A 15300-nucleotide genomic window follows, 5' to 3' on the forward strand; every position below is an offset into this window, starting at 1 on the left:
AGAAAGCCGGCCCGGTTCACGCGCCGGCTTTTTTGTTTTTATCCCGAACGCCCTCTTTTCAGTCAGCCGCGATAAATGTTGCGCCAATCCGATGATTTCTGCTTGTGCTCTGCACCGCGGCAAGTAACATAGCCATTACCCCCATATTCTTGGGTTGTAAGCTATTTCTAAACCAAATTATTAAAGAGAGAAATCTATGAGCGTAGTGCCTGTAGTCGACGTACTGCAAGGTCGTGCTGCGGTTGACAGTGAAGTCACCGTACGCGGCTGGGTACGTACCCGGAGAGATTCAAAAGCTGGTATCTCCTTCCTGGCCGTCTATGACGGTTCCTGCTTTGATCCGTTACAGGCCGTCGTTAATAATTCTCTGCCGAATTATCAAGATGAAGTGCTGCACCTGACCACCGGCTGTTCGGTTGAAGTTACCGGCAAGGTCGTCGCCTCACCGGGCGAAGGCCAGAGCTTCGAGCTGCAGGCCACCGCGATCAAAGTGGTCGGCTGGGTCGACGATCCGGATACTTACCCGATGGCGGCCAAACGTCACAGCATCGAATACCTGCGCGAAGTGGCCCACCTGCGCCCGCGCACCAACCTGATCGGCGCCGTGGCGCGCGTGCGTCATACCCTGGCGCAGGCGATCCACCGCTTCTTCCATGAAAATGGCTATTTCTGGGTATCTACCCCGCTGATCACCGCCTCCGACACCGAAGGCGCCGGCGAGATGTTCCGCGTATCCACACTGGATCTGGAAAACCTGCCGCGCACCGACAAGGGCGCCGTCGATTTCAGCCAGGACTTCTTCGGTAAGGAAGCCTTCCTCACCGTTTCCGGCCAGCTGAACGGCGAAACCTACGCCTGTGCGCTGTCCAAGGTATACACCTTCGGCCCAACTTTCCGCGCTGAAAACTCCAACACCAGCCGCCATCTGGCTGAATTCTGGATGATCGAGCCGGAAGTGGCCTTCGCGACGCTGGACGATGTCGCCGGCCTGGCCGAAAGCATGCTGAAGTATGTGTTCCAGGCGGTGCTGGATGAGCGTGCAGACGATCTGAAATTCTTCGCCGAGCGCGTGGATAAAGACGCTATCGCGCGTCTGGAGCGCTTCGTCTCTTCCGATTTCGCCCAGGTAGACTACACCGACGCCATTGAGATCCTGCTGGCCTCTGGCCAAACCTTCGAAAACCCGGTCTCCTGGGGTATCGATCTCTCTTCCGAACATGAGCGTTATCTGGCGGAGAAACACTTCCAGGCGCCGGTAGTGGTGAAAAACTACCCGAAAGACATCAAAGCGTTCTATATGCGCATGAACGAAGACGGCAAAACCGTCGCGGCCATGGACGTGCTGGCGCCGGGCATCGGTGAAATCATCGGGGGTTCTCAGCGTGAAGAACGTCTCGACGTGCTCGATCAGCGTCTGGAAGAGATGGGCCTGAATAAGGAAGACTACTGGTGGTATCGCGATCTGCGTCGTTACGGCACCGTGCCGCATTCCGGTTTCGGCCTGGGCTTTGAACGTTTAATCGCCTATGTCACCGGCGTGCAAAACGTGCGCGATGTGATCCCGTTCCCACGCACCCCACGTAACGCAAGCTTCTAATTTATACGATCACACGTTTTTTAAACGATTTCGTTACAAAACAAAGGCCAGCCTCGCTGGCCTTTCGCATTTTTTAATATTGACGCACGTCACAAAGTTCCCGAAAAATTACATTTGGTTACACATACTTTCCTTTTGCAACCTCATTGCGACATTGGTATCATTTTCGTCCTAGATTAACCCGCCTGTGAATGGAACACTGCGTTCAGACACAGGACGACACCAATCTATCAACAATAGTTCCCAAGGAATTATTGGCGGCAGTGGCAAAGGTGTCCGAATAACACCAATGAGGGTAATAATGATGAAGCGCAACATTCTTGCAGTGGTTATCCCGGCTCTGTTGGCTGCTGGTGCAGCAAACGCAGCTGAAATCTACAACAAAGACGGCAACAAGCTGGATCTGTACGGCAAAGTTGACGGTCTGCACTACTTCTCCGACGACAAAGGTAATGACGGCGATCAGACCTATGTTCGTTTCGGCTTCAAAGGTGAAACTCAGATTACTGACCAACTGACCGGTTACGGCCAGTGGGAATACAACGTCCAGGCTAACCACTCCGAATCTCAGGGCACCGAAGGCACCAAAACCCGTCTGGGCTTCGCGGGTCTGAAATTCGCTGACTACGGCTCCTTCGACTACGGCCGTAACTACGGCGTACTGTACGACGTGGAAGGCTGGACCGATATGCTGCCAGAGTTCGGTGGCGATACTTACACCTACACCGACAACTTCATGACCGGCCGTACCAACGGCGTTGCGACCTATCGTAACAACAACTTCTTCGGTCTGGTTGACGGTCTGAACTTCGCCGTTCAGTACCAGGGCAAAAACCAGAACGACGGCCGTAACGTCAAGAAACAAAACGGCGACGGCTGGGGCATCTCCTCTACTTATGACATCGGCGAAGGCGTAAGCTTCGGCGCTGCATACGCATCTTCTAACCGTACCGACGACCAAAAACTGCGTTCCAACGAGCGTGGCGACAAGGCTGACGCATGGACCGTGGGCGCGAAATACGACGCCAACAACGTTTACCTGGCGGCGATGTACGCAGAAACCCGTAACATGACTCCGTTCGGCGGCGGTAACTTCGGTGCTGGCTGTGCAGCTACCGATGACAAGTGCGGCGGCTTCGCGAGCAAAACTCAGAACTTCGAAGTGACCGCTCAGTACCAGTTCGACTTCGGTCTGCGTCCAGAAGTGTCTTACCTGCAGTCTAAAGGTAAAAACCTGAACGTCCCAGGCGTGGGTTCTGACCAGGATCTGGTTAAATATGTTTCTGTTGGTACCACCTATTACTTCAACAAGAACATGTCCACCTACGTTGATTACAAAATCAACCTGCTGGATGACAACGAGTTCACCAAAGCAACCGGCACCGCTACCGACGATATCGTAGCTGTTGGTCTGGTGTACCAGTTCTAAGTTGTCTCGCTTAACGGCGGTTCACCGTCGGCTAAGTTAAAAAAACAGGGCTTCGGCCCTGTTTTTATTTGTGTCTGCCGGTAACGTTTTATCCTGCAGATTTCCCCTTATCCCTCATTTTTTCTGTCGAATCCTTCCCGTTCACAAGATCGCGGTGTTTTTATCGCAAACGGTTGGCAAAGCCGATAACTGGCGCTACCCTGATGCTTCTGTCTGCTTAACTCCGAGATTTGGAAGCACCTGACATGTTTGAAAAAATCACCGCCGCACCCGCCGACCCGATCCTGGGCCTGACCGACATTTTCCGCGCCGACGCCCGCCCGAATAAAATCAATTTAGGCATTGGCGTTTATAAAGATGAAACCGGCAAAACCCCGGTGCTGACCAGCGTAAAAAAAGCTGAACAGTATCTGCTGGAAAACGAGACCACCAAAAACTATCTCGGCATTGAAGGCATCCCGGCGTTTGCCAGCTGCACGCAAGAGCTGCTGTTCGGTAAAGAGAGCCAGATCGTCACCGATCGTCGCGCGCGCACCGCACAGACACCAGGCGGCACCGGCGGCTTGCGCGTAGCGGCAGACTTTATCGCCAACCAGACCAGCGCCAAGCGCATCTGGATCAGCAACCCAAGCTGGCCGAACCACAAGAACGTCTTTAGCGCCGTTGGCCTGGAAGTGCTGGAGTACGCCTACTACGACGCAGCCAACCACGCGCTGGATTTTGACGGCCTGCTGAACAGCCTGAAACAGGCTCAGGCCGGTGATGTCGTGCTGTTCCACGGCTGCTGCCATAACCCGACCGGTATCGATCCAACGGCGGAACAGTGGGCGCAGCTGGCTGAGCTTTCCGCCGCCAATGGCTGGCTGCCGCTATTCGACTTCGCCTACCAGGGCTTCGCCAACGGTCTGGAAGAGGATGCGCAGGGTCTGCGTATTTTCGCCGCCAAACATCAAGAGCTGATCGTCGCCAGCTCCTACTCGAAAAACTTCGGCCTGTACAATGAGCGCGTCGGCGCTTGCACCCTTGTAGCTGCCGATGCCGAAACCGCCGATCGCGCCTTCAGCCAGGTGAAGGCGGCCATTCGTGCCAACTACTCTAACCCGCCGTCGCACGGCGCGGCCGTTGTCGCCACCATTCTGGGCAACGACGCCCTGCGCGCGATGTGGGAGCAGGAGCTGACCGACATGCGCCAGCGCATTCACCGCATGCGTCAGCTGTTCGTGAACACCCTGCAGGAGAAAGGCGCACAACAGGACTTCAGCTTTATCATCCAGCAGAACGGCATGTTCTCATTCAGCGGCCTGACCAAAGAACAGGTGCTGCGTCTGCGTGAAGAGTTCGGCGTATACGCCGTAAACTCGGGCCGGGTGAACGTGGCCGGCATGACGCCGGACAACATGGCACCGCTGTGTGAAGCCATCGTCGCCGTGCTCTAAAGCATCGACGCAGGTCATAAATCATAAAAAAAGGGCGCTCTATGCGCCCTTGATTATTTCGGCCGGGAAATAATCGTTACCACACCGCCGGCTCTTCGCGCAGGAACGGATTGGTCTGGCGCTCGTGGCCAAAGGTCGACATCGGGCCGTGGCCGGGAATAAAGCGCATATCGTCGCCCAATGGCAGCAGCTTGGTGCGAATAGAGGCGATCAGCGCCTGATGATCACCGCGCGGGAAGTCGCTGCGCCCCACGCCGCCGTTAAACAGCACGTCACCCACCAGCGCCAAACGCGCCTGCTCATTGATAAAGACGATGTGGCCCGGCGTGTGCCCAGGGCAATGCAACACCTTGAGCGTCATCTCACCCACCTGCATCTCATCGCCTTCCGACAACCAACGGGTCGGGGTCAGCGGCGCACACTCTTCCAGCCCGAACATCCGGCTCTGCGCCGGCAAACCATCCAGCCAAAAAGCGTCCTCTTTATCCGGGCCGTAAATCGGCACCTGATAATGTTCCGCCAGCTCCGCCGCCGCGCCGACGTGATCCAAATGGCCGTGCGTCAGCAAAATCTGCGTGATTGTCACACCCTGTTTCGCCACTTCCGCTTTGATTTTTTCCGCTTCGCCGCCGGGATCGACCAACGCCGCCTGCTGCGTGTTTTCACACCAGATCAGGCTGCAATTCTGGCTAAAGGCGGTAACGGGAATAAGATGGTATTTCATAAGGCTCCAACGACAATAACGCCGCCTCCGCAAGGAGCGGCGTTATTCACTGAGGGCACCGCGATTACCAGCTCCGAACCGGGCCGGTATCGATGTGCACGAAGTTGCTACGTGGGTAATATCCTACACCACCAGCGCGCATTTTTAACGCCGCTTTACGGATATTACTCAATTGGATACCTTCAATATGGAAATCCATCGCCTGGCCCTTGGTATGGTAGCTGTGCTTGGCCACACCGCGGCTGTGCGCGCGCAATTCGTTATTGGTATCTACGGAACGGTAACCGGAGATCAGCTGCACCGGCTTGCTGGTACCCAGCAGCCCCTGCAGGCGATAGAGGTGATCAAACAAGCTGGGATCGATCGATTTAACCTTGTTGGCGCGATAATCGCGGAACAGATGATTTAGCCGAACCAACTCTTCTTTATTGTAGCCTTTGCCGTCAAAGAACTCGGCTTTAATAGATTCACCGGTATTCAGGTTATTCAGCACTAAAATACGCGGTCGAGCGGTGGAAAGACTGGCAAATGCCTGCCCTGGAAGCAGCGCTATGCCCATAGCGGCGCCACCTAGCGCCAGCCATTTACGGCGATGATGATCAATTTTGTCCATGACTCTGTTAAACCCGGCAAGAATGTCAAAATAAATGCACAAAGCAGCGCACTGTCCGAACCATAACCGCCTGCGTATGCTGAGTCAACCCGCGATACGCCTAGGTTTACAGGCCCCCGGCTACGAGGGCCTGTGGTATAGCCAAACATTCTGACCGTTATTTATTTATAATTACTGCATTTACTGCATTAATTTTTTGGCCTGAGCCAAAATTTGTGCGCCCGATCTCACCGTATTATCATAATTGTAAATATCTGTACGGAATTGCGGTTGGCCATCATCCGAAACCCAGGCGGTCAGATAATACAGTTTTACGGGAATACGCTGGCGAATATTCACATAAGTGGTATTGCCTTCTTTCAGCGTGGAGGAAACGCGGCTATTGTTCCAGCCGGCATCCTGCAGCAGCATATTCGCCAAATCGGAAGCCTTGTTCACCCGCACGCAGCCGGAGCTGAGCGCGCGGATGTCTTTCTGGAACAGGCTGTGGTTCGGGGTATCGTGCAGGTAAATGGCATCCGAGCTCGGCATATTGAACTTGAAACGCCCCAGCGAGTTGGTGGCGCCCGGCGCCTGGCGCACGCGATACGGGAAGTTGCGCGCAGAAACCATGCTCCAGTCGATCATCGCCGGGTTGATCACTTCCGCATCGTTGCTCCAGCCTGACAGCACGGTATAGCCGTGTTTCTGGAAATAGTTACCGTCGCGCATCGCCTTCGGCACGATATCCTCACGCACCAGCGTGGTTGGCACGTTCCAAGGCGGGTTGACCACCACGTTATTCAATGCGCTGCTCATCAACGGCGTCTTGCGGCTTGGCCGCCCGACGATAACGCGGGAGGACAACACTTCGTTGCCGTTCTGATAGTAGGTCAGCGAGTAGTTGGGAATGTTCACCATAATGCCGGTGCCGACATGCCCCGGCAAGATGCGCAAGCGCTGGATATTCAGCGCCAACAGCGCGGCGCGGGTTTTCGGTGACACGTTGAGCCACTCGCGGGTGCGCACGCCGATCACGCCGTCCGCCGTCAACCCCTGCCATTTCTGGAAACGCTTGACGCCCTCCACCAGCTCGTTGGTATAGAGGTTGTCGCTCACCACGCTGCCGATCTGCGGCGGCGTCTGTTCCGCGGTCAACTCCGTCACCGGCGCCGCCGATGGGCTGACCGTCACACGGCTTTTCTCTTCGTCTACCGTCAGCCCGCCGTCGTCGGGTTCATTGCTCTTCGCCGAAACCACCGCCGGTTCCGGCTCCGCTTCCGGCGCCGAGGCGGCCAGCATGCCGGTGCGCGTCAGGATCTCACGCAGCGCCGGGATATCGTTGCTCATTTGGCCTGGGCGCAGGCTCGGGCCACTGCCCACCTGCGGCCAGGGGCGGTTGTCCGCCAGCATGTCACGCAGCGCCTGATGCATCTTGGCGTATTGCGGATGCTGCGGCGCAAGCGAATTCACGTAGCTCAGGGTTCGCGCCTGGCGCACCGCCAGCTGCCATTGATTGATCACCGCCGTGGGCGGCAAACCAAGCTTGTAAGGAATATTGCTGTACAGCCAGTTGTTGCCGTTGGCGCCGATGGCGGATACAAACTGCAAATAGCCCAGCATCGCATCGGACAACACCGCATCGCGGCCCGCTTCACTGAGCGCCGGATCGGTCAACATCTTCACCCACTGGGTGAACTGCGGCTGTACGCCGGACATCGCCAGTTCGGCCAGCTGCTGTTGAAATTGCTGAACAGCCTCGCGATCCTGCCACATCGGCTGCATATGATTCGCCGCATACAGCGGCGCCAGCGTGGAAAGGTAGTGCAGATCCATACCGCGCGGCAACGCGGCCAGCAGTTCAGAACGACTCTGCGCAACGGACATGCCTGCTGTTGCCACCGGTAACGCCGTTACGGTGGCCAAGGCGGAAAACGACGACACAAGACTACAGGCGATAGCGCCACTCAGCGCCAAACGTCGTAGAGAGTTTCCCTTTTTAAGCAACATCCCTTGCCCCCTGTATGCTCACAAAAAAAAACGTCAAAAACTGCATATAGTTTCAGTATACAAACAGAAAGGCCGTTTCGCCCTGCGGGCGTCGAATAACTGTTTATGTGATTAAACTAACCGCTTTTCAACGGATAAAAAAGCAGGACTATCATCCACGCGCACAAAAAAATAGCCACCCTGCGGCGGCTATTTTCGGATTTTTAGGGCGTTTTTCTGCGTTACGGCGTTTCGACCGGCGCAGTGCCCAGCGCCGGCGGCTCGCCGGCGAAACCGCGCAGCCCCACCACGTGCACATGCTCGTGGTTCTGGAACACCTTACGCACCAGTTTATAGGTGGTGCCCTTCTCCGGACTGATGTTTTCCGGCGCCGCGATGATCAGCTGCATCTCCAGACGATCGCACAGTTCGAACAGCGTGGCGATCGACTTGGCATCCAGACGCGCCGCTTCATCGAGGAACAGCAGGCGACACGGCGAGATATCTTTACCGCGCAGGCGGCGGGACTCTTCTTCCCAGCTCTGCACCACCATCACCAGGATTGACATCCCGGTACCGATGGCTTCACCGGTAGACAACGCGCCGCTTTCCGCACGCAGCCAGCCGTCGGAACCACGGTACACCTCAACTTCCATTTCCAGGTAGTTGCGGTAGTCCAGCAACTCCTCGCCAATGGTCTGTGGCGTGCGCTGCCCCATGTCGATCTGCGGATTCAGGCGCTGATACAGCTTGGCCAGCGCTTCGGAGAAGGTCAGGCGGTTGCTGTTGAACAGATCCTGATGCTGTTCCTGCTGCTCGGAGAGCACGTCCAGCAGAGTGGCATGTGCTTCGCGCACATTGACGTTCAGACGGACGCTCTTCACCTGGCCGAAGGCAACGGCCTGCAGACCCTGGTTCAGCATGCGAATACGGTTCTGTTCGCGCTGAATGGTTTTGCGAATGATGTTGGCCACGCTTTTCGAACTGATCGCCAGCTTCTGCTCGCGCGCGGTCAGTTCTTCGGTCAGACGGCCCAGCTCAATCTCCATCTGCTCGATGGCCTCGACCGGATCGTCGGTACGGATGATATCCTGACGGATACGCTCGCGCAGGTGTTGGTACACCGCGATATAGAACTGAATTTTACGCTCCGGCCGCTTCGGATCTTCCGACAGGCGCAGCACGTCGCGCAGGTGTTCGTTGTCCGCTACCGCCAGACGCAGCGCGCCGAGCGCCTTATCCGACATCGAGCGCAGCTCGTCGCCATCCATGTACGCCAGCTCGCGGCGATGCAGACGGCGTTCCACGCCGTTGTCTTTCACCAGGCGCATCACCGCGCACCAGCCCGCCTTGGCGGTCACCACCTGCTCGCGCAGCTGATGGTAGTCGCGTTCCAGCTTGCGCAGTTTCTTCTGCAGGCCATCCATTTCGGCTTCGCAGAAGGTCAGCTGTTTCTCCAGCTGATTGCGGCGAGCGCGGTTGTTGCTCAGCGCCGCATGCAGCTCGTCGCGACGCGCGCGCGCGCGCGCTTCGGCGTTGGCGTCGGCCTGCACGCCGATATCCACCAGCTCCTGGCTCAGCTCTTTCAGCATGTCGCGCTTGGCGTCATACGAGCTTTTCAGCGAGGCCAGCACCTGGCTGTATTGGGTGAACTGGGTTTGATACTGACGCAGCTGCTCACGGGCGCGGGCGCGTTCGGCTTCCGCCTGTTCCAGACGCTGGCGCAGCTTGTCGTTGAGATCGTTGTTGGCATTCTGCATGCCGGCGGAGTCGGTATAGCTGAAGTGCGCGCGGCGCTGCACCACTTCTGTCAACGCGAACGCCTGCTGTTTGGCCTGACGCTGCACGCTTTGCGCCTGCGCGTAGTCCTGCTGCAGCTGTTCATGCTGCTGCGGATCGCTCTGCAGCACCGACAGCAGCGGCTCCAGTTTGGTCAGCGACACCCCGTGCTGTTGAATGTGGCGCGCGGCGTCCTGTGCTTCTTCCAGCTCTTCACGGATCTCGTCGACGCGATCCTGCAGCGTTTCATCGTTCAGCAACGACACCAGCGGCATCAGGCGGTTGAGCGCGGAAATGCCCTCTTTGGCCTGGTCGTACTGCTGACGCTGCTGCTGATTCTGCGCTTCGTGATTGTTCAGCGCACGCTCGATCTCGCCGCGACGGGCGTTCAGGCCGCGGATCTCCGCTTCCGGGTCAGCGTCGAACGCCACCGCCAGATGGGTGCCGATAAAGCGGCTGAAGGCTTGATGCGAACGCTGGGTTTTCTGCACGTCGAACGACAGCGTGGCATAACGTTCCGCCAGCGTTTCACGCTCGGCATGCAGCACTTCCAGGCGGTTTTCGCGCGCCGCGCGGCCGAACAGCGGCACTTCCGGGTAGCGGGAATAACGCCACTGGCGATCGGCGATCTTCACCACCACCGCTTTGTCCTGTTCTTCGACGGCAAATACGCTGTCATCGAACGACTGCGGATCCCCTTCGATCAGGTAGAGATCTTCCGGGCAATCTTCCAGCCCTTCCAGCATCTCGCGCACCAGCGACAGATCCGGCACCACGATGGCGTGGCGCGAAGGGCCGTACAGCGCCGAGAAGTAAGGCGCGTCGTCGATGGTAACGTCATCGTAAATTTCCGACAGCAGCACGCCGCCGAAACGTTCGGCCAAGGTGACCAGGCGTTGATCTTCCGCGCCGCCCGGCTGGCTGAGACGTTCGATCTGCGCTTCTACTTCGCGCTTGCGGGCCGCCACCTCGTCGCGCTCGACGGTGGTTTCACGCTCGCGCTCCAGCAGCTGCTGCATGTATTCGGTCACCTGCTGGCTGTTTTCCAGCGGCTCTCCGCTCTGATCGCTGAGCTGGCTCAGGGCGTCCTGCGCCGCCAGCCACACCGGGGCGCGCGCCGTCAGCTCACGGATGCGCTGCTGGATCTGCTCCAGCTCCTGGCGCATCTCCATGCGGCGTTCGCCGGCTTCGCTGACGTTCTGCGACAGCGCTTCCAGGCGCTCTTCCAGCTCCTGCTGCAGCATGTCGAGATCGTCCGGCTGGTACTCCTGACCATGGCGTTTGCAAAATTCTTGCAGCAGGCGCTCGGCGTCCTGCTGCGAGCGCAGGCGCTGTTCCAGTTCGCTCAGGCGCAGGCGCAGCGGCTGAACGCGCTCGGCGAGGTGTTGCTGCGAAGGCCAGTCGCGCAGCAATTCGCGCGCGCACTGCCAGGCTTCGCTGCGGCTGACCTGACCGGCGATTTTACCCACCAGCTGATAGGCCTGCTCGAACTGGCCGTGTGCGGCATCGGCCACGCTCAGCTTCTGTTCCAGCATCAGCAGCGCTTCGGTCGCCTCCTGCTCGCGAGCCTGGAAGGTGTCCAGCCACTGTTCGGCGTTGTCGGCGGTCAGGTCCGGCAATTGGCACAGCGCGCGCGCGCGCTCCAACGCCTGCAGCGCCTGTTGGTACTGAATGGCGCGGGTCTGCTGCACGTCGAGCGCCTGCTGGTAGTCGGCCAGCTGGCTCTTCAGCTCATCCACTTCCAGCTCGGCCGCTTCGGCGCGCGCTTCGTTTTCGGCCTGTTGCTCGCTCGCCTCGGCCACCACTTCGTTCTGCTCTTCCAGACGGTAGGTCAGCTCTTCCAGATCGGCTTCATAGCGTTCGATCTTCTCCTGCTGACGCATCGCCGTCTGCACCAGATTCAGGTGGTCGCTGGCGGCCTGGTAATCGGTTTCCAGATCGGATTCGGCGCCGCTCTGCTCGCTCAGCTCACGCGCCATTTCCACATGGCGATACTGTTCGGCGGCCAGCTGCTTGCGGCTGCCCAACAGATCGCTGCGCAGCGCCAGCGCGCCGTCCAGATGGATGCGGCGTTCGTTGGCATGACGCATATAGTCCGCCGCCACATAGGAGGTGGCCTCGGAGATCAGATGCTTGAACAGGTCGCGATCCGACTGGGTGACGCGGATCGCCTCCAGCGTCATGCGGTTTTCGCGCAACGCCGCTTCCATGTCCTGGAACGCCTTGCGCACGCCGCTGTTTTCCGGCAGCAGGTAATCACGCAGCGAGCGGGTGATGGCGCTGGAGATACCGCCGTAAAGCGACGCTTCGATCAGACGATAGAATTTGCTGCGATCGGCGGACGAACGCAGGCGTTTCGGGATCACGCCCAGATCGAACATCAGCGAGTGGTAATCGGTGATGGAGTTGAACTGCTTGAACTGCACGCCCTCCATCTCTTCCACGCGCTCTTTCAACTCTTGCAGCGACAGCACGCGCGCCTGGCGCTCACCCACGGTCTGGGTCAGCAATTCAGTCGGCTGTACCGCGGTCGGCAGCCCCTGAATGGTGAACGGTTTGATATCGACCTTGCGGTCGCGCCCTGCCACCTGCTGCAGACGCACGCCAACCACCACGCGCTGGTGGCGTGAATTGACGACGTCGAGGGTGGAGTAACACACGCCGGCGCGCAGCTTGCCGTGCAGGCCCTTGTCGCGCGAGCCGCTGGTGGCGCCCGCTTCGGTGGTGTTACGGAAGTGCAGCAGCGTCAGGTCGGGGATCAGTGCGGTGACGAAGGCCGCCATGGTGGTGGATTTCCCCGCCCCGTTACCGCCGGACAGCGTGGTCACCAGCTCATCCAGATCAAAGGTGCGGGCGAAGAAGCCGTTCCAGTTAACCAGCGTCAACGAGCGAAATTTACCGCGTTCAATCATTCCTGTTCATCCTCTGCACCGTCAGGAGCGTTATCAACCTGCTGATCCTCAGCGTCATTCTCATCGTTCAGCGACAGGCTGGTTTCAACCGGCATCGCCTCGCCGTCGCGAATCATGCGCAGCTGCGCTTCACGCGGATCGTCGCCGCTGCGCACGTCGGCGCCGAAGCGGAACACCGCCTCGGTAATGCGGAACTTGCTGCTGTCATTGCCCATGAAATAGACCATGCCGAGGCGGCGCAGACGGTTCAGCGAGGTGCGCACCTTTTCGTGCAGCTTCTGCCGATCGAGATCCGAACCGGTAGAACGCTGGTTGACGAACTTCAGCAGCTTGTTCTCATCGGCCAGGCTCAGCAGCTCGTCGTACAGCTCCTGATGGCTGAAAATGCCCTCGTGCGCCAGGCGCTCGGGGCTGAGATACAGGTAGCACAAGATCTTACCCACCATCATATCCAGCTCGGACAGCACCGAACGCGGGATCAGCGTGGTGGAGCGCGGGCGCAAATAGAAGAAACCTTCCGGCGCCCGAATCAGCTCGACGCTGTAACGGTTGTAAAACTCTTCCAGCTCATCCTGGAAATCCATTAAAAAGGCGTGGTTGTCCAGCTCATCGATACCGATGTGACGACCCGCGCGCAGTTGGCTATCCAATGCCGGAAACAGCGAGTTGGACAGCGCCTTGGCCAGCTTGACTGGCATTACTTGTTCAATATTTGTCGATGACATGGGCCTGGACCTTGGCTCCGTAATCATTGATTGCCTGCCATTCCGCCGGCAACCCTGAGAAATCTGCTTCAGCCACACCGAGGCGCACAGCCTGGTCGACCACTAAACGTGCCACGTCGAAATGACGCGCACGCGGATATTGCGCCAGATAATCGCGCATCACCGCTGCAAGGTTGAGCGGCATCTGCTGTTCCTGGTACACCTTCAGCGCCTCTTCGATCATCGCCGCCAGCTGTTCGCGAATCTCGCTGAACTCTTCGAACTCCAGATCCGGCGGCAGTTCCCCGGTCACTTCATCGCTGCGCAGCGCCAGTTCTTCGTCGCGCATGTCCAGCAGACGATCGGCATTGGCATGGGTCAGCGCCCACGGGTGGTCGAAATAGGTTTGCACCGACTGGCGCAGGCGCTGGGCGAACACGCGGTTTTTGTCCATATCGATAGCGGTACGGATAAATTTATGCACGTGGCGATCGTAGCCGATCCACAGGTCGATCGCCTGCTGACCCCAGCTGATGATGCGATCCAGCTTGCTTTGCAGATCGAACACCAACTTGTCAACGAAACCCAGTTCCACGTTGCCGAGGGTTGCGTCCTGGATGCGCAGCAGGTTGGCCTGCAGCTTATCGCCCGCCGCATCCAGCGTATCCTGCAGCTCGCGCAGGGTGCCCGAGGTTTCCGACAGCAGCATCTCGCAGCTGGAGATCGCCGCCCGCCAATCTTTGCTCAGCAGCGCCGCGATGTCGTTCTTCACGCTCTGCTGCTGCTCGTCCATCACGCGTTGGGTCATGTCGATGCTGTCGAAGATTTCCGCCACCGAATATTTCAACGGCGCGAACACGTTGCGGTGCCAATGGAAATCGTCGCCGCCCTCGTCGGCGGCATCGGCGGCGCGTTTGAGTTCCTGCGCCACGATCGACAGCTGCATCGACAAACGCAGCGTGGAGAATTCGCGTTGGCGAATATAGTAATCGGTAATGCCGACACCCAGCGGCGTCAGGCGGTAAATCGCGTTGCCGTCCGCCAGCTCGCTGGTAAAACGGTTCAACAGGCGCTGGCGCACCATGTCGTTAATCGCATTGTTGGCGCGCATCGCCACCGTTTCATGCGTCTGTTCAAAACCCTTGCTGACATGGCGAAATGCATCAACCAGCTCACCTTCGCTCATCTCGCCGTCCAGTCGTTCGCCGTTCAGGGTGGCGATGGCGAGCAGAAATGCGAGACGCTCCGTAGGGAGCGAAATAGAGAAATCATTTTTCCGTGCCCAGGCGACCAGTTCGGGTACTGTCTGGGAAAATTCACTCATAGTTCGTCCTTCAGGTTTGGTTTATGCGCCATGACGTGAATATAGCGCCCCAAACTCACGTACGGCTCCTGCCGGCAATAGTGCTGTTCAAGCGCCAGTAACTCTTCAAATTTTTGTGTTTGCAGCTGTCTGCTCTGCAGATAGTCGTGGAACACCCGCACGCCGGTTTTGCCGCCGATGCGCATGCCCAGCTGTTCCAACCAACCGTAGACCAATAGCGGATCGTGCGGATATTGCGGCGACAGCGAACGCTTGCGGCGCCGTCTGACCTCGGGATCCACCAGTTGGAAATTACCCAACACCACGTTGCGCATCAAGAGGCCGTTGGCGTTGAAGAACATCAGCGACAGCGCGCCGCCCGGCGTCAGGCAGTCATACAACGCCTGCAGCGCCGCTTCGGGCTCGGCGATCCATTCAAGCACTGCATGAAACAATATCAGATCAACCGGCTGTTCCAAATGTTGAGCGATATCCTGCGCAGAACTTTGTACGAATTGCATGTTCTGGCTCACACCTTTCTGCTCCGCCAGCAGCGCGGCGCGCTGGATCATCTCACCAGAAAGATCGCACAACAACACCTGATGTCCTAATTCTGCCAGTTGGCAGGCCATATGGCCTTCACCGCCCCCGGCGTCGAGAATGCGCAGCGGCCGCTGCGGCAACTGCGCCAGCAGCCCGGTCAGATCCTGCCAAACCACCGCCTGGCGGATTTTTCCTTTCGTGGTGCCGTAAATATTACGCGCAAATTTTTCAGCAATATCGTCAAAATTGCGATCCTGCATGGACAACGGCTCCGCTGATCTCATTCTTGTCG

The 15300-nt window shown here is 58.2% G+C and carries 10 protein-coding genes; 3 read left to right on the forward strand and 7 right to left on the reverse strand.

The features are described 5' to 3' along the window. Nucleotides 1–196 precede the first annotated feature (196 nt). From asnS to ACMGF7_RS23565, 3 genes are all read left to right on the forward strand, one after another. A complete protein-coding gene (gene asnS / locus ACMGF7_RS23555; protein WP_015377341.1) occupies nt 197–1597 on the forward strand; it encodes an asparagine--tRNA ligase in 1401 nt (466 codons plus the stop codon). Between the two features lie 301 nt (nt 1598–1898). Next, a complete protein-coding gene (ompC, locus tag ACMGF7_RS23560; protein WP_015377340.1) occupies nt 1899–3026 on the forward strand; it encodes a porin OmpC in 1128 nt (375 codons plus the stop codon). A gap of 245 nt (nt 3027–3271) precedes the next feature. Next, nucleotides 3272–4462 carry an amino acid aminotransferase gene (locus tag ACMGF7_RS23565; protein WP_049241146.1) on the forward strand — a complete coding sequence of 397 codons (1191 nt, stop codon included), beginning with the start codon at nt 3272–3274 and terminating at the stop codon, nt 4460–4462. Nucleotides 4463–4538: 76 nt separating this feature from the next. On the opposite strand, the gene ACMGF7_RS23570 is transcribed toward ACMGF7_RS23565, so the two are convergent. From ACMGF7_RS23570 to cmoM, 7 genes are all read right to left on the reverse strand, one after another. After that, entirely contained in the window at nt 4539–5186 is a 648-nt protein-coding gene (locus tag ACMGF7_RS23570) for an MBL fold metallo-hydrolase (protein WP_015377338.1), read from the reverse strand. Nucleotides 5187–5250: 64 nt separating this feature from the next. Beyond that, nucleotides 5251–5799 (reverse strand): YcbK family protein, encoded by a 549-nt coding sequence (locus ACMGF7_RS23575; RefSeq protein WP_004928217.1) that lies wholly within the window; start codon nt 5797–5799, stop codon nt 5251–5253. Nucleotides 5800–5979: 180 nt separating this feature from the next. Further along, on the reverse strand, nt 5980–7788 hold the full coding sequence (gene ldtD / locus ACMGF7_RS23580) for a L,D-transpeptidase (RefSeq protein ID WP_028127364.1): 1809 nt from the start codon (nt 7786–7788) through the stop codon (nt 5980–5982). Nucleotides 7789–8009: 221 nt separating this feature from the next. Then, a complete protein-coding gene (mukB, locus tag ACMGF7_RS23585) occupies nt 8010–12458 on the reverse strand; it encodes a chromosome partition protein MukB (protein WP_016928310.1) in 4449 nt (1482 codons plus the stop codon). Then, nucleotides 12455–13183 (reverse strand): chromosome partition protein MukE, encoded by a 729-nt coding sequence (mukE, locus tag ACMGF7_RS23590; RefSeq protein ID WP_004928226.1) that lies wholly within the window; start codon nt 13181–13183, stop codon nt 12455–12457. The genes mukB and mukE overlap by 4 nt, the downstream gene beginning before the upstream one ends. Beyond that, nucleotides 13164–14486, reverse strand: coding sequence for a chromosome partition protein MukF (gene mukF / locus ACMGF7_RS23595; protein WP_420286732.1), 1323 nt, complete (start codon nt 14484–14486; stop codon nt 13164–13166). The genes mukE and mukF overlap by 20 nt, the downstream gene beginning before the upstream one ends. Continuing rightward, complete coding sequence (gene cmoM, locus ACMGF7_RS23600; RefSeq protein ID WP_004928230.1) at nt 14483–15268, reverse strand: tRNA uridine 5-oxyacetic acid(34) methyltransferase CmoM; 786 nt, start codon at nt 15266–15268, stop codon at nt 14483–14485. Before cmoM ends, mukF begins: the two co-directional genes overlap by 4 nt. Nucleotides 15269–15300 lie beyond the last annotated feature (32 nt).

This window comes from Serratia sp. BNK-17 (genome assembly GCF_048684935.1).
GTDB classification, from domain to species: domain Bacteria; phylum Pseudomonadota; class Gammaproteobacteria; order Enterobacterales; family Enterobacteriaceae; genus Serratia; species Serratia nematodiphila.